We start from the raw sequence: 21,072 nt of genomic DNA, 5'->3' as shown, positions 1-21,072 counted from the left end.
CAACGTCTTGTCATTTCGTAGGGGAAAATGTTAGCGTGCGTCAACATAATTTATTGCTCGCGAATTCAACGTGCATCCGCGGCACTCCGCGCTTGGAACGGCAAGGTCAGGTTCTTCAATGGCACAGACACTCAGGATCGGCGTTGTGGGATGCGGCAGCATTTCGCTCGCCTATATGCGCAACGCGCCGCTGTTTCGCGGCGTCGAAATCACCGCCTGTGCGGACATCAATGCAGACGCCGCCAGGCGCCGTGCAGCCGAGTTCAACCTGCGGGCAGCAGAGGTCGATGCCCTTATCGACGACAGGAATATCGACCTGATCCTCAACCTGACGATCCCGGCCGCGCATTTCGACGTGTCGATGCGGGCGCTGTCGGCGGGCAAACATGTGTTCACCGAAAAGCCGCTCGGCGTCACGGCCGCGGAAGGCCGCCTGCTGGTGGGCGCTGCTGCCGAAAAGGATCTCATGCTCGGTTCGGCCCCGGACACCTTCCTGGGAGCGGCCGGACGCTATGCCCGGCGGCAGATGGAAGCCGGCGCCATCGGCAGGCCGGTGACGGGAACAGCCTTCATGATGGGCCGCGGCATGGAGCATTGGCATCCGGACCCCGGCTTCTACTACCAGGCCGGCGCAGGCCCGGTGATGGACATGGGCCCCTATTATCTGACGATGATGGTCAATCTGATGGGGCCGATCCGCCGTGTGCAGGCCGTCGCCACAAGCGGGCAGGAAGAGCGGCTCATTACCGCCGAAGGGCCGAAACAGGGCACCACGTTCAAAGTCGGCACACCGACCAGCGTGCTTTCGCTGCTGGAATTCGATTGCGGCGCCACGGTTACCTTTGGCACTTCCTGGGACGTCTTCCGCCATTCCAACCACCCCATCGAACTGCATGGCACCGAAGGCTCGCTGCGCCTGCCCGACCCCGACAATTTCGGCGGCCGCATTGCGCTCTCCGACCGTGGCGCGCCTTGGGAGGAAACCGATACGTCAGTCGCACTCTTCGGTGCCGTCAACTGGCCGATCGCGGCACCGGACCGCGCCAATTATCGCATGCTTGGCCTTGCCGAGCTCGCCCGCGCCATCATCGAAGGCCAAGCGCCACGTGCTTCAGGCGATCTCGCGCTGCATGTGCTCGATGTCATGGAAGCAATCCTCCGGGCAGGTGAAACCGGTGTCGCCCAGACCATTCCGGATACTGTCGCCCAGCCAAGCGAATTGCGGGAAGACGAAGCAAGGAGCCTGCTCGCATGACGCAACTGGATGAATCCGCAAGACGCGCACTGGCCTGGCCCGGCGAGTCGCAGGAGCCGGTGGAAAGCTGTACGCCGGCGCTGGCGCGGCAACAGTATCTGGACGGTTTCGCAGATATCCAGTGGCCGCTCGAGGATGTGGCGGAGATCCTGGAAAGACATGTCGGCGCAACCCGTTTGAAGATCTGGCGCGGCCGCGCCGCGCCGCGCCAGCAGGCCCCCGCCTTGCTGTATCTTCATGGCGGCGGCTTTGTAATCGGCGCGCCTGAAACCCATGAGGACATCTGCCGGAGCCTTGCCAATATGGCTGGCGCCGTCGTGGTTTCGCCCGACTATCGCCTCGCCCCGGAACATCCATTTCCGGCAGCGATCGAGGACTGTGCGGCCACGCTCATCTGGATGAGGGATCAGGCTGATGCACTCGGCATCGATCCGGCACGAATTGTCGTTGGCGGCGACAGCGCCGGCGGAAATCTCGCCGCTGTCATCGCTCTTCTGGCGCGGGACGGACAGGTGCCTGCCGTCATCGGCCAGGTGCTAATCTATCCGGTGACCGACCAGTTGCAGGCAACCGACAGCTATTTGCGTTACGCAGAAGACTTCGGCCTGACGGCAGCGGCGATGCGATGGTTCCGCGACCACTATTTGCCGGACACCGCAAGCGGGTCCGACTGGCGAGCCTCGCCGCTGCGGGCGGCGTCGCTGGCGGGCGTGGCGCCCGCCGTCGTCATCCTTGCCGGTCACGACGTGCTTTTCGACGAAGGAGCCCTCTATGCCGAGCGGCTCAGTTCGGAAGCCCAGGCGACAAGCCGGACATGGCCCGGACAGATCCATGGCTTCGTCTCGAAGCGGCGGGCCATTCCGGAGGCCCAGGAGGCTCTTGAAGCCATTGCAACGGCATGGCGCGCCATGGACCCTGCGCTGGCCCGTTCAACTGCAACCGACGACTGATCTCAAGCCGAGTCGCGCATCACCAGCGTCGCTTCCAGGATCACCCTGTTCGTTGAAGGGGTAGTCCCCTCGTCCTCGCTTTCAATATGAGAAAGCAACAGTTCCACGGACTTTGCCGCGATCTCCGGTGCGTTCTGGGCCATCGTCGTCAGCGACGGGCAGGTATATCGGCTGAGCGGGTGGTCGTCGTGCCCGGCAATCCGCACATCGCAGCCGTCGCTGCGGCCGATTTTCAGGCCGGATGCGAAGGCCGCCGCCATGGCGCCGAAAGCGAAGCGGTCGTTGGCGCAGAGCAGAGTTTTGCCCGGTAGGCCGCCACGCGCGAGAATCCTCTGCATCTGCTCGTATCCGAGGCGCTCGAACTCCCAGGACGGCGGTGCGTCGCAATCGATGACCAGCGGCGAATGCCCTTCCCTTGTCATGGTCGCACGGTAGCTCGCCTGCCGCTCGCCGGCGTTTTCCGTCAGATGCGGAATTTCCAGGAATATCGGCGGCTCACCGGACCGGCAGAGATATTGCACAATGGCTGCCATGCTTTGGGCGTTGTCGTTGCCGACGTAAGGAAGATCGCCGCTGGCAGGATTGTCGAAGCAGACGACAGGGATCGCGTCTTTCAGCCTTTCCAGCGCGGAGCGGCGCGAACCGGCCCCGAGCGGCGCCACGATCGCGCCGGCCACCTTCAGCGACAGCAAGGTCCGCACCGCCTCCGCCTCCAGTTCCGGCCGCGTGTGCGACGAGATCTGGACCGGCCAAAATCCTTTGTCGCGCAACTCGAGCTCGATCAGCGACACGACCTGCACATAAAAGGGGTCCGACATGGTCGGGACCAGGATCCCGATATTCCTGGTCCGTTTGCGATTGAGATGCCGCGCGAAAAGGTTCGGCTCGAAATTCGACTTCTTGAGAGCCGCCTCGATACGTTTGCGTGTCACCTCTTTAATCTGCGAGGGATCATTGAAATATTTCGACAGCGTCGGACGCGACACGCCGGAGGCGGTCGCGAAATCATCCATCGATTTATAACTCTTCTTGGCCATTCAGTTCCTTAACGACGGGATGATCACGCTGGATCTATTTGATAATCGCACTGGCGGCACTGCCTTTCTAAACAGGAAATAATTGCCTCCCTCCGTCTGTTCCCCTCCTATGCCGGTGGCTGAAAACTTTCATTTGTTTACGAAAGTAAAGAAAAAATGCATCACAAGCAATACAAATTCTCCGAAAAAATATCGGCCTCGATGCTTCATAATATGTTTTATTATCAAATATTTAGCAAAGGATACATCACCCATGCGGACGTCGATTTTTTTCCGCATCGCATTTCTCCATTGACAGACAGGCACCTCAGGGAACCTAATTTGCCTACGGTCTTGAGGAGGATCGATCACTGAAAATCTATGGGAGGCACAGATGAATATCAGAAAATTCAGCGTGACCATGCAGGCTGCCGTGGCGGTGTGGGCGCTTTGCGCCACCTCGGCATTCGCCGACACCACCATCGAATTCATTCAATGGTGGGAACCGGAAATGCCGTCCGGTGCACTGCGCGGCATCATGAACGATTTCGAGGCGGCAAATCCCGGCATCAAGGTGACGCTCGTCAGCGGTCCCTATGCCACGACCCGTGACCAGATCGTCGTCGGCGCCGCCTCCGGGACCTTAAGCGACGTCGTCGGCCTGGATGGCGCCTGGGTCAACGGTCTCTCCAAGCAGGGCGCGATCGCCTCCATGGACGAACTGATGGAGAAGGCGAAATACGACAAGAGCCAGATCACCGATATCGTCAAGGTCGACGGCAAGAGCGTGATGTTCCCGCTGGCATCCTTCGTCTATCCGGTCTTCGTCAACCTCGATATCGCCAAGGCGTCGGGCGTCGACAAGCTGCCGACCACGCGCACGGAATTTGCCGAAGCCGCCAAGAAGATGACCGACGCGTCAAAGAACCAGTATGGCTGGGTTCTGCCGCTATCGCTGCAGTCTCCGAGCGGAATCCAGAACGACGTGATGTCCTGGGTCTGGGCCTCCGGCGCCTCGATGATGAAGGACGGCAAGCCTGACCTCGAAAATGAGGCCGTCGTCGGCACGCTCGATTATCTGGCTTCCCTCAACAAGGAAGGCGTTATTTCTCCCGGCATTTTCGCCAAGAAGGAACAGGACAAGGTCGAGGAATTCGTCAACGGCCGCGTCGGCATGATGGTCGATTCCCTCGCCCATGTGAATCTCATCCGCGAACGCAATCCGAAGCTCAAATTCGGCATCTCCGCCTTGCCGGCCACCGACGGCTATACGGGCAAACGCGGCATGCCCTATGCATCCTGGGGCATCGGCATCAGCGAGGGCAGCAAGCACAAGGAAGAAGCCTGGAAGCTGGTGGAATATCTGATGAGCCCGGACGTCAACGGCCGCCTGGTGTCGATTGCCAACGCCTTCCCCGGCAACGTCCATGCCAAGCCGGACTTCGTGGCATCGGACCCGATCTTCGCCGAAGCTTTCAAAATCTTCCAGAGCGGCTATCCTGCCAACGAATTCGTCGGCCTTCCGGTTGCCGAAGAACTGATGCGCGACATGAACGTCGAAGTTCAGAAGATGTTCGACGGTGGCCAGTCGGCCAAGGACGCGGCTGCCAATACCGAGAAGGCCTGGCTCGCGAAGTTCTGATGCCTGTCGCCCGGAAGTGCGCAGCGGTTGCGGGATAACGAGATGCATCAAACCAAAGACTAAGCACATCACTTTCACGAGACCGCCGGCAGCGCGACGTGGCGCTGCCGGCGTAAGTCGTCAAATCTCGGCAGAATGGGAAGTCACAGCTCATGAATCATTCCGCTCCGGCTCTGGTGGTTGCGCAACTCAACGCGCGGAAAAAAAGATGGCTTCGTTACAGCACCTTGAGGAAGCTGGTGCCGTATTTCTACGTGTCGCCGGCCACCTTTTTGCTTGTTCTGCTGATGCTGTTCCCGATGGTGATGGTCTTCAAATATTCATTGATGGACGGCGCCATCATGAAAAAGGACGCTGCATTCGCAGGCGTCCAGAATTACCTGACCATCTTCGAAAATCCGGTCTTCTGGCAGTCGGTCGGCCAGACGATGTATTTCACGATCATGAGCGTCGTCTTCCACTTCATCATCGGCCTGGCCTTTGCGCTGTTGCTGAACACCAACCGCGTCGATCCGCTGATCCGGAGCATATTACGTGTGCTCTTCATCCTGCCGTGGCTGTTCACGGCCGTCATCATCGCCATCATCTGGCGCCTGCTGCTCGACCCGAACGGCGTCGTCAACAGCGTGCTGATGGCGCTCCATATCATCAACTTCAAAGTCGAGTGGTTCTCGTCGACCCACACCGCCATTCACGCCCTGACCTTTGCCAACATCTGGGCGGGTTATCCGCTTTACATGGTCAGCCTGCTCGCCGGTCTCCAGGGCATTTCGAAGGAGCTTTACGAGGCGGCCGGGATCGACGGCGCCAATGAACTGGAAAAATTCTGGTACATCACCATTCCGCAGCTGATGCCGATCATCATCAGCATCGCGCTTCTCGATTTCATCTGGACGATGCAGGTTTTTCCGCTCGTCTGGATGACGACCGGTGGCGGCCCGATCTATTCGACGGAGGTTCTGTCCACCTTCACCTACAAGCTCGCCTTCTCCCAGTATGAATTCTCTCTGGCTTCGGCGAGTGCGATGATCATCCTCATCATTTCGATGAGCGTCACCTACTTCTACATCAAACACCAGCAGCGCAGGTGACCGCCATGGCAAAGCGTTCCTTCAAAAGCTCGGCCCTGCCGACCATCCTGACCTATCTCGGGCTGGCGGTCGGCCTCGTCTTTTCGACCTTCCCGATCGTGTGGATGTTTTTCAGCTCGCTGAAATCGAACACGGAAATCTTCGCCCTTCCGCCGCGGCTTCTGCCGGAGGATTTCACCGTGGCCGCCTATCTGACAATCTTCAACGATCCGGTGAAGGTACGGTTCTTCATCAACAGCTACTTCGTCGCCGGCGTCGTCACCTGCCTGACCCTCGTCATCGCCATCCTGACTGCCTACGGCTTCAGCCGCTATTCGTTCCGCTTCAAGAACACCTTGAACATCTTCATCATCAGCACCCAGACCGTTCCGCCGATCACGCTTCTCATTCCATATTTCGGCATGGTCGTCGCGTTCAGGATTTTCGACACCTATCTGGCACTGATCCTCACCTACATGGTCTTCACACTGCCTTACGCGGTGCTGCTGATGACGGGCTATCTCAACACCCTGCCGAAAGAGCTGGACGAGGCCGTGCTTGTCGACGGCGGCTCGAGCTGGACGGCGCTTTGGCGTGTCATCGTGCCCGTCTCCATTCCCGGGATCGTCGCCACGGCGGTCTACACGTTTCTGCTGGCGTGGAACGAATTCCTCTTCGCCCTGACGCTGACAAAGTCGATGGATCTCAGAACCGTTCCGATCGGCATCCAGCTGCTGATGGGCCAGCACGCTTTCGAATGGAATGAAATGATGGCGATGAGCGTGCTCGGCTCCCTGCCCCTGCTGGTGCTGTACCTGGTTGCCCAACGCTATTTCCTGGCGGGCATGACCGCCGGCTCGGTCAAAAGCTGAGGAGGGACCAATTCTTCTTAAGCGTTGATATCCGCCACGGCTTATTGCGAAACTTCGCCGACCGCGTGCAGGATCGAGTGGGCAATATCGGCAAAGCCAAGTCCGGCGGGCTGCGAGGAGACCCACTTGGGCGCGAATTGCAGGTGCGGCAGGACCGGGATGATATTGTTGACCCCGAAGGAATTGCGGATAAAGCCGAACATCGGCGCGTCGTTTCGAGAGTCGCCGACGAAGGCGGTCACGGTGGGCGTCTCAGTCGGATCGACACCAAACAGGCCGGTCAGAACCCGCTCGCTCATCGATCTCTTGTTGTAGTCGCCGATCCAGGTGTTGATGTGGATGGAGCTGATCGCCACCGTTCCGCCCATGGCCCTGATGCTGGACGCCAGATCCTCGACCTCGTGCGGATCGTGACCCTGTATGTCGATTGCGACATCCGCCAGCCGGAAGACCTGGTCGTGGGCGATCCTGAACGGCCTGCTCTTTTGCGTGATCAGCGCTTTGATCGCCTGCAGGTGCCGGCGTTGGCGCTCGCCCTGCAGGACGCCATCCTCCCAAAAGTCGAAGACGACGTCGCCATCCCGGCGGGTGACGCAATATGCGCCGCTTTCGCCGATGACGGCGGCCACCGGCCAGGCGCGGACGATATGTTCGCACCAGCCGGCTGAGCCGCCCGTGACCGGCACGACGGCAATGCCGGCCCGGCTGAGATCCCACAAAGCCTCAAAGGTCTGCGGCAGAAGTTTGCCCTCTGTCGTCAGGGTATCGTCGATGTCGGTGAACAGGTAGCGCACGTCCTGCAGCTCCCGCGCTGATGGCGCCAGGTCCACGTAGCTCATGTCGTCTCCTCGCTGCATGTCACCACGTCCAACCCGCTTTCGGCGAGGGCATTGGCGGCCGACGCTTCGCCGGGCAGTCGATCCGTGTAAAAACGGGTGAGTTTGCTGAATGGCGCAACCCGCACGGAGGCGGTGCGTGTCCACTTGCTGACATCTGCGGCGAGAATCTGTGTTTGTGAATTTTCAAGAAGCGCGTTGGTGATCTGGGCTTCGCTGTAGCTGAAATCCATCAGGCCGGTGAGCGGGCTCAGAGCACCTGCGCCGACCACGGCGTGGGTTGCATAGAATTTTTCGACGAACCGGATCACATCCGTGCCGACCACGTCGCGGTCATCGTGTCGCAAAAGACCGCCGGTCAAATGGACCTCGACACTCGGGGCGTCGCACAGGCTCAAGGCGACGTGAATGTTGTTGGTGATCACCGTCAGACCCTGGTGATCGCGCAGCGCGTCGGCAACGAATTGCACCGTGCTGCCGATGCCGAGAAACACGGTCGCCTCCGCCCCGATGTCGGCGGCGACGCGTTTTGCGATAAGCCGCTTGGCCCGCCGGTTGAGCTGGGCGCGGGCATTGAGCGAGATGTTGCTGCCCTCGACCGGCAGGTCGACGCCGCCGTGGAAGCGCCGCGCATGCCCCAGATCGCATAAGGCATTGATATCGCGACGAATGGTCTGCGTCGTCAAATCGTACCGACGTGCCAGCTCCTCGATGTACTGAACACCTTCGGTCTCGATCAGCGCAAGGATCTCGCGTTGCCGGCTCGATATGATCCGCTGCCCCATCGCCGCTCCTTAGGTGAGGTAGACACTGGGATCGTCTGTTATCACGCCGGTCAAACCCGCGTCCCAGAAAGATGCGAGCCGCCTTGGGTCGTTGCAGGTCCACGCCCGCACCTTGATGCCGCAACGAACGGCCTCTTCGAGAAACCCGATACTGAGAGCCTTATAGTCAAGATGGATGGTCGTTGCCGGGATCGACCGAAGGATATCCAGCCAATCCGCAGGCACCTTGCTCCACAGCATGGCGAGCTCGTAACTTGGATCGAGCGCATGCATTCCTTTCAGCGCAGCGGCATCAAAGCTCGAGATCATGATCCTGGTGTGCGGCGCCCCTGCCTTCAGATGCTGATCGACGACATTGACCAGTTGGTCGAGCGATTTGTGATGGGCATGCTGCTTGATCTCGACATTGGCGTTGAGGCCAAATTCGCCGAGGGCCGAGACGACCCGCGCCAGCGTCGGCAGCGGTTCCCCCTCGAATTGCGAGCCGAACCATGCGCCGGCGTCGATGGTCTTGAGATCCGACGCAGTGAGGTCGGCAAGATTTCCCTTTGACGATGAGCAGCGATCGATTGAAACATCGTGGATCACCACCGGGGTGCCATCGCCAAGAAGGGCGACGTCGAGTTCGACCCATTCCGCGCCTTGTTCGGCGGCTGCCCGAAAGGCAGCAATGGTATTTTCGGGCGCCACCGCAGAGGCGCCCCGATGCGCCTGAATTTCACTGCGTGGCGGGCCTGATCGCGGCTCTACGGTCGTCATCGTCTCATCTCTTTCGTCGTCTTCTGCTGGATGAAGAAATAAAAATCCCGCGTCAATCCGTGCGTTTTCCGGTATTGCTGTTAAAAGGGTGCATCGCATCAACACGGGCGAAAACGTCGATATTCGCATTCTCGGCAAAGTCCGGGCGGCCCGGCACCGTCAGGACGACTGTCCGCTGACTCTCACCCAATCGCACATGCAGGTGGCTTTCTCCGCCGATCGGCTCGAGCAACTCGACCGTCGCATTCAGGCGAACGGTCGGCTCCGCCGGCTCGGTGACGAGCAACGCGTCGGGGCGAAGGCCGACCATGTCGGTGCCGGCAGGCAATGCCAGGGTGCCTGCTCTGTCGGCGGCCCTGAGCACGTCGACCGGCACAAGGTTCATAGGCGGCGAGCCGATGAAGCTGGCGACAAACAAACTCGCCGGTCGATCGTAGACCGCCACCGGCGTGCCGACCTGTTCGACGAGGCCACCGTTCATCACGACCAGCCGGTCCGCAAGGGTCATCGCTTCAAGCTGGTCGTGGGTGACGTAGATGCTGGTGGTCTTCAGACGCCGTTGCAGCCGGCGAATTTCGACGCGCATCTGCACCCGCAACTTGGCATCGAGATTGGAGAGCGGCTCGTCGAACAGAAAGGCGGCCGGCTCGCGGACGATGGCGCGCCCCATCGCCACACGCTGGCGCTGCCCTCCGGAGAGTTCGCGAGGTTTGCGATCCAACATCGGTCCGATTTCCAGGATCTCGGCGGCCTCCGCCACGCGGCGGTTGATTTCCGCCCGTTCGGTGCCGCGGTTTTTCAAACCATATTCGAGATTTCCGCGCACGGTCATATGCGGATAAAGCGCATAGTTTTGAAAGACCATCGCAATGTCGCGGTCGGCCGGCTCCGCCTTGTTCACATTGCGGCCGGCAATCTCGACATCGCCTTCGCTGATCGTTTCCAGCCCGGCAACCATGCGAAGCAGGGTTGATTTGCCGCAGCCGGAGGGACCGACGAGCACGATCAGTTCGCCGTCTGCAACCGACAGGTTAATGCCTTTGACAGCCGGAACGGCACCATAGTTCTTCTTGACGTCGATGATATTGATCGTGGCCATTTCATTTCTCCGTTTCGACTAGGCCTTTGACAAAAAGGCGTTGCATGGCGACGATGACGAGGATGGGCGGCAGGGCGGCCAGAATGACCGCTGCCATCACGAGGTTCCAGCGCGGCTCGGCATCGGCAACCGCTGCCATGCGCTGAATTCCCATCACGACGGTATAGAAGCTCTGGTCGGTGGTGATGATGAGCGGCCAGAGATACTGGTTCCAGCCGAGCACGAAGAGGATGATGAACAGGGCGGCGATGTTGGTGATCGACAGCGGCAGCAGAATATCGCGGAAGAACTTCATCGGCCCTGCCCCGTCGACACGCGCGGCCTCCATCAATTCGTCAGGCACCGTCAGAAAGAACTGGCGAAACAGGAAGGTCGCCGTTGCCGAGGCGATCAGCGGAATGATGAGGCCGCCGTAATTGTTCAGCATCCCGAGGTCGGCGACGACCTTGTACGTTGGCACGATGCGCACCTCGACCGGCAGCATCAGCGTGATGAAAATCATCCAGAATGCCAAGGTCCGGAACGGAAACCGGAAATAGACGATGGCAAAGGCCGAAAGGATCGAGATGGCGATCTTCCCGACGGCGACGCCGACCGCCATGATCAGCGAGTTGATCATCATCGGCCCGATTGGCGGCGCTCCCGAGCTTGTCATCCCCGACGACAGCATCGTCGAATAGTTCTCGATGATGTGGCTTCCCGGGGTCAGCGGCACGACGCCCGACAAGAAGTCATTGGGCCCGTGGCTCGATGCGATGAAAGCGACGTAGACCGGAAACACAACGATTGTGACGCCGAGAATCAGCACAAGATGGGCCAGAAAATTCAGGAAAGGGCGATTTTCAACCATCCTCGGGCTCCCTCAATATTGCACGCGGCGTTCAATGAAGCGGAACTGCACCGCCGTCAGGGCGACGACGATCACCATCAGAATGACGGACTGCGCCGCCGACGAGCCTAGATTCAGCCCGATGAAACCGTCGAAATAGACCTTATAGACCAGGATCTCGGTTGCGCGCGCCGGCCCGCCCTGGGTGGTCGCATGGACGATCCCGAACGTATCGAACATCGCGTAAACGATATTGATGACGATCAAATAGAAGGTCGTCGGCGAGATCAGCGGGAAGACGATCGTCCAGAAACGCTTGGTCGGCCCGGCCCCATCGATGGCGCCGGCCTCCTGAAGCGAGCGGGGCACGGACTGCAGCGCAGCCAGGAAAAACAAGAAGTTATAGGATATCTGTTTCCAGGTGGCGGCGATCACGATCAGGATCATCGCGTCGTTGGGATTGATCAGATGGTTCCAATCGACGCCCATCGACCGCAGCATATAGGCGACGATGCCGATCGACGGATTGAACATGAACCACCAGAGAATGCCGGCAATCGCCGGGGCGACGGCATAGGGCCAAATCAGCAGGGTCGAATAAATTCGGGAGGTGCGGAGCACGCGCATTGCCGCGGCCGCCAGAAGCAGCGCGATCGACGTCGACAGCACCGTCACCAGAATGGCGAAGATCAGCGTGTGGCCGAAGGCATTGATATAGATCGGATCGGCAAAAAGCCGCCGGTAGTTTTCGAACCAGACGAAGATCGTCTTGAAGCCGAAGGCATCCTCGCGCAGGAAGGATTGCCAGAAGGCCGTTGCCGCAGGCCAGAGAAAGAATACCACGGTCACGCAAATCTGGGGGGCAATGAGCAGGTAAGGCAAAAGCTTGTTGGGAAATACGGTCCGTTTGGTTTGCATGAGCCCTCACACTGACGGATGGGAAACGGGGGCCGGTCTTTCGCCAGCCCCCGTCGCGGTGCCCATTAGTTGGCGGACTCGAAATCGCGAAGCTGTTCGTTGCCGCGTGCGACGACGGAATCGACCGCTTCCTTCGCCGTCTTCTTTCCACCCAGCAAAGCGGCAAACTCATCGTCGATGATGCCGCGCACCTGGACGTAATTGCCGAAGCGGATGCCCTTGGAATTGTCGGTGGGCGTCACCCGCGTCAGCTGTTTGATGCCGATGTCGGCGCCGGGGTTTTTCTCATAGTAACCCTGGTCCTGGCCGAGTTTATAGGCAGCTTCGGTGATCGGCAGGTAGCCGGAGAACTGATGCCAGTCGGCCTGAACCTCCGGCTTTTGCAGGTAGGTGAAGAACTTCGCCACACCCTTATATTCCTCTTCCGGACGGCCCTTCAGCGTCCAGAGGGTGGCGCCGCCGATGATCGAATTGAGCGGCTGCTTGATGACGTCATCGTAAAAAGGAAGCGGTGCAAAACCGACTTTGAAGCCTTTGGCGTTGTTGATGACGCCGGCCCGGCCGGCCGACGAGTTCATATACATCGCGCATTCTTGCGAATAGAACATCGGAGGCGCATTGTCGCCGCCGACAGGCCCGCCGAATTTGAACAGACCTTCGTCCTGCCACTTCTTCAAATTGTCCCAATGGCGGATTGTCAGATCGTTGTTGAAGGTGAATTCGGCGTCCAGGCCGCCGAAACCGTTAGCCTTGGTGGAGTACGGCTTGTCGTGCAGGGCATTGAGATTTTCGGTCTGGATCCAGGAGATCCAGGCGCTGGTGAAGCCGCATTTGGCCGCACCCGATTTCATGATGGTCCGCGAGAAGGATTCCACCTCCGCCCATGTTTTCGGCGGCGTTTCCGGATCGAGCCCGGCCTTCTTGAAGACGTCCTTGTTGTAATACATGATCGGCGTCGAGGAATTGAAGGGCAGCGATAGGACATTGCCGCTGGTGTCCGAGTAATAACCGACGACCGGGGCAATGAATTTGCTCTGGTCCCAGGCCTCGCCTTCGTCTTTCATCAGCTGGTAAACCGGGTAGACCGCCCCCTGTGCGGCCATCATCGTGCCGGTGCCGACTTCATAGACTTGGACGATTGCCGGCTGCTGCTTGGCACGAAACGCAGCGATCGCGCCGGTCAGCGTCTCGTCATAGGTGCCCTTATAGACCGGCACGATCTCATAATCGGACTGAGATGCGTTGAAGCCCTTGGCGATCTGTTCAAGCTTCGCGCCATTCTCGCCGCCCATCGCATGCCACCACTGGATCTTCGTGGCGGCCATGGCCGGGACGGATAAGGACAGGCTGGTCAATCCTGCAGACAGGAAAAAAGCGATCTTGTTCATCTTCACTCCCATTGGTCTCGGTCCGCAGCCTCCCGCTCCAGACGTCCGGCAATGGTAACAGCCATAGTTCACTTTGCAATAATGAAATGTTCAAATGAACATTTACCGAAAGCGGCAGGACGGCGCAATCAACGGATTGCGATTCCTGTCAATGACTTCCCTTCTCCGGTCTCGCGGCTTTCCATGGCAGCCGTCGTGCTTTATGACGATTTTGTGACAGTCCATGGAGTGCCGATGTTAAGCTGGTTTCGAAAACTCATGCCGCGGGAAGATCGATTCTTCGATCTCTTCGCTCAACACTCAAAAACCGTCGTCGGTGCGGCCGAAGCGCTCAACGAACTTTTGGGCGGCACGGACATTGAAGGCCATTGCGCCCGGATCGTTCAATTGGAGGATGAAGCGGACGAGATTACCCGGCAAGTGCTGCTTGCCGTGCGCCGCAGTTTTGTCACGCCCTTCGATCGCGGCGACATCAAGGATCTCATCCAGTCGATGGATGATGCGATCGACATGATGCAGAAAACCGTGAAGACCATCCGGCTGTTCGAGCAGAAGAGCTTCGACCCTGTAATGCAGGAAATGGGAAAGACGATCGTCCAGGCGGCACATCTGATCGCCGAAGCCCTTCCCCTTCTCGACCGGATCAGCGCCAACGCCCCGCGTCTGGCCGCGCTGGCGGAAGAAGTAACGCGCGTCGAGGGCCGGTCCGACGAGTTGCATGAGCAGGGCCTGAAGGATCTTTTCCGCCGCCACGGCGCCTCAAATGCGATGGCTTATCTTATCGGCAGTGAGATCTATGGCGAGCTTGAGAAGGTCGTCGACCGTTTCGAGGATGTCGCCAATGAAATCAGTGGCATCGTCATCGAGAACGTTTGATGGAAGCCACCCTCGCCCTTCCCCTCCTTGCCGCGCTCGTGGCTGTTGCCCTCTTCTTTGATTTCTTGAACGGCCTGCACGATGCCGCCAATTCTATCGCCACGATCGTGTCGACGCGGGTGCTGCGCCCGCAATATGCGGTGTTTTGGGCGGCTTTCTTCAATTTTATCGCCTTCTTGTTCTTTGGTCTGCACGTCGCAGAAACGCTCGGGACCGGCATTATCGATCCGGCGATCGTCACGCCGCAGGTCATCTTCGCGGCGCTGGTGGGCGCGATCGTCTGGAACATCGTCACCTGGGTCTTCGGTATCCCTTCGAGCTCATCGCATGCGCTGGTCGGCGGGTTGGTCGGTGCCGGTCTGATGAAGACAGGTTTCAGTTCGATCGTGTGGAGCGGATTGTTGAAAACGGCCGGCGCCATCGTGATGTCGCCGGCGGTCGGATTTTTCCTTGCGCTGCTGCTCATCCTGGTCGTGTCGTGGATCTTCGTGCGGCAGACGCCGTTCGCTGTCGATCGGACATTCCGGATCTTGCAGTTTGTCTCCGCCTCGCTCTATTCCCTCGGCCACGGCGGCAACGACGCTCAGAAAACCATGGGCATCATTGCCGTGTTGCTCTATTCGCAAGGCTATCTGTCCGGCGGCTTCCATGTGCCGCTCTGGGTCGTTCTCTCATGCCAGGGCGCAATGGCGCTCGGCACACTTTGCGGCGGATGGCGAATCGTCCACACGATGGGATCGAAGATCACGCGCCTCAACCCAATGCAGGGCTTCTGTGCCGAAACCGGGGGAGCCTTAACACTGTTCGGCGCAACCTGGCTGGGCATCCCGGTCTCGACGACGCACACGATCACCGGCGCCATCATCGGCGTGGGTGCCGCCCGTCGACTGTCAGCCGTTCGCTGGGGCTTGGCCGGCAATATCGTTATTGCCTGGGTCGTCACACTCCCGGCCGCCGCGACCATTTCAGCGCTCTGCTACTGGCTTTCGGACTTCTTCTAGAGCGTGATGCCGTGAGCGGTTTTCTCATGACATCATGCTCTAACTCTTTAATTTAGAACAGGATTCATCTTCGTCACCGGTGCGTCCCAGCTCCGTAGCGCATCGCAGACATCGGCTCTGCCCGGCGCGCCGATGCGGCCGCCGAAGACCTGGCATTTGAGCGCCGCCGCCATGGACGAGAAGCGCATCGTCTCGGCGGTCGGCACGCCGTCTGCGATCGCCAGAGCGAAAGCGCCATGAAAAATATCGCCTGCCGCGAGCGTATCGACGGCCCTCACCTTCGGAGCGGCAAGATGGAAGATTTCGCCGCTTCGGTCGTCGCACCAGAAGGAGCCGTTTTCTCCTGACGTAACGCTGATGAAGGCGTGCTCGAACTTTCGCTTCAGAAGGCCGACGGCCCTCGCCGGCTCGGCAGTTCCAGTGAGGCGCTCGGCGGCCGGCTGCGAGAACACGATGTGGCTGGCCGCCGGTGCCAGCATCTCGATTACGCCGTCGCCTGCAACGTCACCATCGAGAATGGCTGGTCTGCCCGCCTCTCCGGCGGCGAGCAGCGTCCGCAATGCCAGCTTCGGCCAGCGGACGTCGACCAGAACCGCATCGAAAGCAGACACGTCCTGTTTTGTCACCGGTTTGACCGTCTCGTGCAGGGCCGCATCGTAGAAGGGCACGATCAAGCGCTCGCCCTGATCATCGATAAGGATCGTCGAGACGGCCGAGCGGGCGCCTGCCACACGGACCATGCCGCTGGTATCGATGCCGCTGTTGCCGAGGTCGGCGATGATGCGTTCGCCGGTAGCATCATCACCGACCGCACCCCAGAGGCTGGCATGGCCGCCCAGCCGGGCGACCGCAAAGGCCGCGCTCGACGCCATACCTTCGGCGACCTGCAGCATATCGTAGGGGAGAATCTTGCCTTGACCGGTCGGCAACGAGCGCACGCGAAACAGCGTATCCAGGACGGCAGCGCCGACGCACAAAATGCGGCGCTCCGGATCGAAGGCATAGGAAGTCGTCAAAACCGTCGTCTCACCTGCTCACTTGACGGCGCCGGCCGTCAGCCCTGCCACGATCTGCCGTTGCGCAAACACCGTCAATATCAGCACGGGCAAGGTGACGATCAACGCCGCCGCCGCAAGCGGGCCCCAGCTAACCTGTTCGAATGACAGCATGTTGTAGACCGCGACCGGAAGCGTACGCGTTTCGCGGCTGGCGAGCACGATGCCGAAGACGAAGTTGTTCCAGGAGAAAATGACCGACAGGATGAAGGCGACGACAATGCCGGGTTTGGCGATCGGCAAAGCGACCAGGCGGAAAATCTGCCAGGGCGTCGCGCCATCGATGCTTGCAGCCTCTTCCAACTCCATCGGCGTCGTCTCGAAATAGCCGATCATGATCCAGACGACGATCGGCACGGTGACGACGAGATGGATGATGATCTGCGGCATCAGCGTGCCGAGCAGGTTCAGCCACTGAAACAGCAGGAAGAGCGGGATCAGGAAGGAAAGGCCGGGCGTCATGCGCGCGATCATGATGACCATCGCAGACTTCTCCGCCTTCAGCCGCGCGATGCCGTATCCGGCCGGCACGCCGATCAGCAGCGCCAGAAGCGTGGCGGCACCCGTCACCAGCACGGAATTCCAGAGATAGAGGAAGAAATTGTTCTCCTCGAAGACCTTCAGATAATTCGTCCAGGCGAACCGCTCCGGAATGAAGATCGGCGGATAGGCGCCGTTGTCGATCTCATATTTCAGCGACAGCGAGATCATCCACAGGAAGAACAGCACGACCGGTGAGATCATCACCAGGGCGACGAACAGCAGTCCGATGCGATCGAGTGTCTTGCGCTTCATCAGCGTGCCTCTCCATCGGACCAGTTGGCGCGCTGCCGCAGCATCAGAAGGACGAAGGAGAGCAGCACGATGAGGATGAAGAACACCACCGCCATGGCCGAGCCATAACCGATATCGTAATAGGCGAAAGCGGTGTTGTAGAGATAGATATTGATCGTTTCCGACGCCGTGCCCGGGCCGCCTTGAGTCATGGCATAGATGATGTCGAAGCTTTTCACCGCATCGATACTGCGGATGATCACGGCGATCATCAGGAAGGGCGCGATCATCGGTAGCGTCAGATAGCGGAATTTCTGCCAGACATTGGCGCCGTCGATCTCGGCGCTTTCATAGGGCTCGCGCGGAACCGCCGCCAGGCCGCCGAGCACGATCAGCATTATAAGCGGCGTCCATTGCCAGGTCTCGACCAGCACCAGCGAGGGGATGACGCTGTTCTGATTATAGATCCACTCCTGCGGGCCGATACCGATGAAGGAAAGAAGATAATTGAGGACGCCGAGCTGCGGATGGAACATCATGGTCCAGACAAGGGCGATGGCGACCGGTGTCGCCATCATCGGCATCACGAATATGCCACGCAGAAGGCCGCGCAGCGGAAATTGCGCATCGAAAATCAGCGCGGCGAGCGTCCCGAGAAAAAGCGGCGCCACGACGGAGAGCGTCGTATAGAGCACCGTATGCCACAGCGACTCCCAGAAGCGCATGTCCACGGCCAGACGGGCATAATTGTCCAGCCCGGCAAAGACCTGGGACTGGCCGAGCGTCCAGCTGTTGACGCTCATCCAAAGGGTAAACACCCATGGAAAAACGATGACGGCCGCAATGACGATCAGCGCCGGGATGACGAAGGGCCAGTAGTTGGGAGCAACGCGACCCGCGTTGCTCCTTGCCTTCGAGGCGGCCTTGGCGGCTGCGGCCGTTTCGATGCTTGCCGAGGTCATTATCCCTCGCTTTTCGCCAGGACGGGTTCGAACTGCGCCGTCGCGGCCTTGAGTTCGGCTTCCGGATCGGCGCCGCCAATCATATTGGTAAGACCGACGCCATAGATGTCGCGGAATTCGGTGACCGGAATGATGACCGGCAGTGCGAGCTGCGAGATCTTGCCGGAACCGACGACGGCATCGAGCCATGCGCCAGGCATCTTGACGCCTTCGCGGACTTTCGCATCCTCGAGCACGGACTGGCGAAAAGGAACGCCGGCGCCGGCCTGCAGCAGACGGGCGCCCATGTCATGCGAAATCGCCCATTGGCAGAAGAGGTAGGCGGCTTCCTTTTTCTGGCTGGCCGCGACGACGCCGAGCCCGTCGCCGAAGGTTCCCGCGGCCTGTGCTTTCGGGCCTTTCGGCATGATGCCGTAACCGACCTGGCCGACGACGCGCGACTTTTCCGGATTCTCGATCGGCGGCGCAAAACCGACGCCATCCAGCCACATGCCGATCTTGCCCTGCAGGAAGGCCGACTGTGCCTCAGCCCAGTTGAAGCCGGAGACGCCGGGAGGGGCGGTCTTGGTCATCAGCTTCTGGTAGAGCTTTGCGGCATCGACCGCTTCCGGCGAAGTCGTGCGCAGCTTCCCATCGGGGCCGAGCGGGCTCGAACCATAACCGAGCAGCAGCGACGTCCAGACCGGCGTATTGGCGTTTTTCAGGCCGCGGGCGACGAAGCCGTAGGTATTGGTCGACGGATCGGTGAGGGCTTCGGCCGCACTTGCCAGCTCTTCGAACGTCGTCGGGTAGGAAAGACCCTTCTTCTCGAACAGCGCCTTGTTCCAGTAGATGATCCAGTAATCGACCGAGAAGGGAAGAGAACGCAGAGCGCCGCCGGCGTCCTTGGCGAAGGCGAGGCCGGCTTCGGCGAAATCACCCTCCGTCAGCGATGGGTCGGTCAGCGCAGGATCCTTGAGGAAGCCGCCGATATCGGCAAGCCAGCCGCCCTTTTCGAACTGCCGCTTCTGGACGTGATAGCTCATGTGCACCACGTCGAAACTCGGCTTTCCCGAGCTGAGCTCGATGGTCGTCTTCTGGCGCTGCTGCTGCTCAGGCGTCGCTTCGGCATTGACCTTGATGCCGGTGAGCTCCTCGAATTCGGGTAGGTATTTCAGAAGTATTTCGCTGCGCGGGCTCTTGACCAGATTGACCTCGAGCGTGGTGCCGGCGAAGCGCTTCCAGTCGACGGCAGCCGACGCCGAGCGCAAGCCGAGCATGCTGCTCGCCCCGAAAGCGGCCGTGCCCGCCAGAAAGCCGCGTCTCGTCGGATTCAAAAATGATGGCATGGTATTCCTCCTCCTTTTGCCGGCGGTCTCCTCACCTCCGGCTGATTATTCCCGATTATATCCTCAGCGCACGATCCCTTGCACCGTTGATGTGTGCGACAAGGCTGTTGACGGCGTCCTCCGCCGATCGTCGTTCGATCGCTTCGAGCACCTTCAGGTGTTCGCCCATGACGGGCCCGACGTGACCGTCGATGCGAAACCGGTCCTGGCTGATCAGGCGCATCTTGATCGAGTTCACGCGGTAGGCGTTCGAAATGATGGTATTGCCAAGCGCATCGATAAAGGCGTCGTGCATGCCCCAGTCGACGGCCTGCGCGCGCAGTTCGAGCTCATGCGAGCCATCGCCGCTTCGAATGGCGTCGGCGATATCCCGATGCTGCTTCAAAAGCCCGGCGATCGTCTCGTCCGAAGCCGACCGGGTGAAGAGCGCCACGGCTTCCTTCTCCAGGAACACGCGCAGCTGAAACGCCTCGCGGATGAGATTGAGATCGATGTGGGCGATCTGCAATCCCCGCTGCGGCACCGTTTTGATCAGCCCCTCGGCTTCAAGCCTTGGGATGAGCTCACGGATGGCGCCAAGCGTCAGTCCGGTCAGCTCCACCAGACGGCGTTGCGACACGAACTGGCCAGGACGTACGTCACGCGCAAGAAGATGGCGCGTGAAGCTCGCATACGCCTTTTCCCGCAGCGTCGGCTGCTCGTCCATTCCGTCCATCGCCTCTTCCCGCAGCATGCTCGACTATGCCGCTTTCGACTGGAAAAGCTTATCGAAAGCCATAACGAGTTGCGCCTGCCCTTCGCCGGATATTGAACCGAGCGGTGGGCGAACCGCAAGCCAGATCTCCTCCGACATCACGTGCGCCACCATCGCCTTCACGGCCGGGACGACAGGATATTTCAACAGTTCGGCCACGAACCCCTCGATGCGGGGGTCGTCCTGGCCTTCTTCGGCCATCAGCTTGACGTCGCGGGGTACAAAATTCGCCATCCCGGAGATAGCCCCCTGGCCGCCGAGCCGCACGCCCTTGGCGAGATGCCGTTCATCACCCACCAGGATGATGAGATCGCTATGCGCCTTGAGCAGGCTTTCGGTATACGGCCAGTCGCCGGAAGAATCCTTGACGCCTGTGACGATCTTGGGGAAGGCGCTCCGCAGCCTTCCGATCAGCGACACGGTCAGCGGAACCATGGTGAGCGAAGGAAGGTTGTAGACGATGATATCCCGCGCCTTGTCGCCCAATATGGCGAAGACGGCCGAAAACCACTGGAAGACACCGTCGTCGCTGACGTTCTTGAAATAGGACGGTGGGGCAAGAAGGATATTGCGAGCACCCTCGGAAAGCGCATGATCGGCCTGCATCGCCGCGTCCTCGGCAGCGTCGACCAGCACGCCGACGATGATGTTTTTCGCGGCGATCCCGGCATCGAGGAAGGCCGCAAAGACGCGGTCCCGTTCCCGGCTCCCGATCGAGGAGCCTTCACCCGTCGTCCCGAACAGCGTGACGCTGGAGCATCCGGCAGCAAGGCACCGTCTTGCCTGCGCGATCATAACCTCAATCGCGATATCGCCATTGCCGTCGAACGGCGTGGCGAGAGCGACTGACAGCCCGAATTTCTGGGTCAAATATATCCCTCCCGATTATCGCAATCGATGTAG

Annotated in this window: 21 protein-coding genes; 7 read left to right on the top strand and 14 right to left on the bottom strand. The window is 60.0% G+C overall.

Annotated elements, in window-relative coordinates; all coding sequences use genetic code 11:
• Positions 1-118 precede the first annotated feature (118 nt).
• A complete protein-coding gene (locus OS035_RS04450; RefSeq protein ID WP_331813404.1) occupies positions 119-1,255 on the top strand; it encodes a Gfo/Idh/MocA family protein in 1,137 nt (378 codons plus the stop codon).
• The gene (locus OS035_RS04445) at positions 1,252-2,205 is read left to right on the top strand and encodes an alpha/beta hydrolase (protein WP_097627982.1); all 954 of its coding nucleotides are present in this window, start codon (positions 1,252-1,254) and stop codon (positions 2,203-2,205) included. The genes OS035_RS04450 and OS035_RS04445 overlap by 4 nt, the downstream gene beginning before the upstream one ends.
• A gap of 2 nt (positions 2,206-2,207) precedes the next feature.
• Here OS035_RS04445 and OS035_RS04440 read toward each other — a convergent pair whose 3' ends face one another.
• The gene (locus OS035_RS04440; RefSeq protein WP_054185277.1) at positions 2,208-3,242 is read right to left on the bottom strand and encodes a LacI family DNA-binding transcriptional regulator; all 1,035 of its coding nucleotides are present in this window, start codon (positions 3,240-3,242) and stop codon (positions 2,208-2,210) included.
• Between the two features lie 373 nt (positions 3,243-3,615).
• On the opposite strand from OS035_RS04440, the gene OS035_RS04435 reads away from it, so the two are divergent.
• The 3 genes from OS035_RS04435 (at position 3,616) to OS035_RS04425 (ending at position 6,805) form a co-directional block, all read left to right on the top strand.
• The gene (locus OS035_RS04435; RefSeq protein ID WP_331813403.1) at positions 3,616-4,863 is read left to right on the top strand and encodes an ABC transporter substrate-binding protein; all 1,248 of its coding nucleotides are present in this window, start codon (positions 3,616-3,618) and stop codon (positions 4,861-4,863) included.
• 152 nt (positions 4,864-5,015) lie between these two features.
• Positions 5,016-5,954, top strand: a complete 939-nt coding sequence (locus tag OS035_RS04430) for a carbohydrate ABC transporter permease (RefSeq protein WP_097627984.1) — start codon at positions 5,016-5,018, stop codon at positions 5,952-5,954.
• A gap of 5 nt (positions 5,955-5,959) precedes the next feature.
• Positions 5,960-6,805: a carbohydrate ABC transporter permease gene (locus tag OS035_RS04425; RefSeq protein WP_097627985.1), complete on the top strand. Its 846-nt coding sequence runs from the start codon at positions 5,960-5,962 to the stop codon at positions 6,803-6,805.
• A gap of 41 nt (positions 6,806-6,846) precedes the next feature.
• Here the strand turns inward: OS035_RS04425 and OS035_RS04420 are convergent, their stop codons facing one another.
• The 7 genes from OS035_RS04420 to ugpB form a co-directional block, all read right to left on the bottom strand.
• Positions 6,847-7,644: an HAD-IIB family hydrolase gene (locus OS035_RS04420; RefSeq protein ID WP_097627986.1), complete on the bottom strand. Its 798-nt coding sequence runs from the start codon at positions 7,642-7,644 to the stop codon at positions 6,847-6,849.
• On the bottom strand, positions 7,641-8,426 hold the full coding sequence (locus OS035_RS04415) for a DeoR/GlpR family DNA-binding transcription regulator (protein ID WP_088935962.1): 786 nt from the start codon (positions 8,424-8,426) through the stop codon (positions 7,641-7,643). Before OS035_RS04415 ends, OS035_RS04420 begins: the two co-directional genes overlap by 4 nt.
• A 9-nt stretch (positions 8,427-8,435) precedes the next feature.
• Positions 8,436-9,185 carry a glycerophosphoryl diester phosphodiesterase gene (locus OS035_RS04410; protein ID WP_331813402.1) on the bottom strand — a complete coding sequence of 250 codons (750 nt, stop codon included), beginning with the start codon at positions 9,183-9,185 and terminating at the stop codon, positions 8,436-8,438.
• A gap of 52 nt (positions 9,186-9,237) precedes the next feature.
• Positions 9,238-10,284: a sn-glycerol-3-phosphate import ATP-binding protein UgpC gene (locus OS035_RS04405; RefSeq protein ID WP_064844152.1), complete on the bottom strand. Its 1,047-nt coding sequence runs from the start codon at positions 10,282-10,284 to the stop codon at positions 9,238-9,240.
• A 1-nt stretch (position 10,285) separates the two neighbouring features.
• The gene (ugpE, locus tag OS035_RS04400; RefSeq protein ID WP_097627988.1) at positions 10,286-11,134 is read right to left on the bottom strand and encodes a sn-glycerol-3-phosphate ABC transporter permease UgpE; all 849 of its coding nucleotides are present in this window, start codon (positions 11,132-11,134) and stop codon (positions 10,286-10,288) included.
• Between the two features lie 12 nt (positions 11,135-11,146).
• Positions 11,147-12,031 carry a sn-glycerol-3-phosphate ABC transporter permease UgpA gene (gene ugpA, locus OS035_RS04395; protein WP_097627989.1) on the bottom strand — a complete coding sequence of 295 codons (885 nt, stop codon included), beginning with the start codon at positions 12,029-12,031 and terminating at the stop codon, positions 11,147-11,149.
• 65 nt (positions 12,032-12,096) lie between these two features.
• Entirely contained in the window at positions 12,097-13,419 is a 1,323-nt protein-coding gene (ugpB, locus tag OS035_RS04390) for a sn-glycerol-3-phosphate ABC transporter substrate-binding protein UgpB (protein ID WP_097628135.1), read from the bottom strand.
• 234 nt (positions 13,420-13,653) lie between these two features.
• Here ugpB and OS035_RS04385 point away from each other — a divergent pair, with 234 nt between their 5' ends.
• Positions 13,654-14,295, top strand: a complete 642-nt coding sequence (locus OS035_RS04385) for a DUF47 family protein (protein WP_064844982.1) — start codon at positions 13,654-13,656, stop codon at positions 14,293-14,295.
• Positions 14,295-15,296 (top strand): inorganic phosphate transporter, encoded by a 1,002-nt coding sequence (locus tag OS035_RS04380; RefSeq protein ID WP_097627990.1) that lies wholly within the window; start codon positions 14,295-14,297, stop codon positions 15,294-15,296. Before OS035_RS04385 ends, OS035_RS04380 begins: the two co-directional genes overlap by 1 nt.
• A gap of 47 nt (positions 15,297-15,343) precedes the next feature.
• Here OS035_RS04380 and OS035_RS04375 read toward each other — a convergent pair whose 3' ends face one another.
• Genes OS035_RS04375 through OS035_RS04350 form a run of 6 tightly spaced genes read right to left on the bottom strand, consistent with a single transcriptional unit; the run spans position 15,344 to position 21,039 of the window.
• Positions 15,344-16,312: a sugar kinase gene (locus OS035_RS04375; RefSeq protein WP_097627991.1), complete on the bottom strand. Its 969-nt coding sequence runs from the start codon at positions 16,310-16,312 to the stop codon at positions 15,344-15,346.
• 18 nt (positions 16,313-16,330) lie between these two features.
• Positions 16,331-17,146 carry a carbohydrate ABC transporter permease gene (locus OS035_RS04370; protein WP_003591396.1) on the bottom strand — a complete coding sequence of 272 codons (816 nt, stop codon included), beginning with the start codon at positions 17,144-17,146 and terminating at the stop codon, positions 16,331-16,333.
• The gene (locus tag OS035_RS04365; RefSeq protein WP_097627992.1) at positions 17,146-18,087 is read right to left on the bottom strand and encodes a carbohydrate ABC transporter permease; all 942 of its coding nucleotides are present in this window, start codon (positions 18,085-18,087) and stop codon (positions 17,146-17,148) included. Before OS035_RS04365 ends, OS035_RS04370 begins: the two co-directional genes overlap by 1 nt.
• Positions 18,087-19,415, bottom strand: coding sequence for an ABC transporter substrate-binding protein (locus OS035_RS04360; RefSeq protein ID WP_183779695.1), 1,329 nt, complete (start codon positions 19,413-19,415; stop codon positions 18,087-18,089). Before OS035_RS04360 ends, OS035_RS04365 begins: the two co-directional genes overlap by 1 nt.
• A 55-nt stretch (positions 19,416-19,470) precedes the next feature.
• The gene (locus OS035_RS04355) at positions 19,471-20,148 is read right to left on the bottom strand and encodes a GntR family transcriptional regulator (protein ID WP_375166017.1); all 678 of its coding nucleotides are present in this window, start codon (positions 20,146-20,148) and stop codon (positions 19,471-19,473) included.
• A gap of 6 nt (positions 20,149-20,154) precedes the next feature.
• Positions 20,155-21,039, bottom strand: coding sequence for a dihydrodipicolinate synthase family protein (locus OS035_RS04350; RefSeq protein ID WP_097627995.1), 885 nt, complete (start codon positions 21,037-21,039; stop codon positions 20,155-20,157).
• Positions 21,040-21,072 lie beyond the last annotated feature (33 nt).

Source organism: Rhizobium sp. 268 (assembly GCF_036571585.1).
Lineage (GTDB): Bacteria > Pseudomonadota > Alphaproteobacteria > Rhizobiales > Rhizobiaceae > Rhizobium > Rhizobium redzepovicii.
This window is presented reverse-complemented; position numbering and strand designations above follow the sequence as displayed.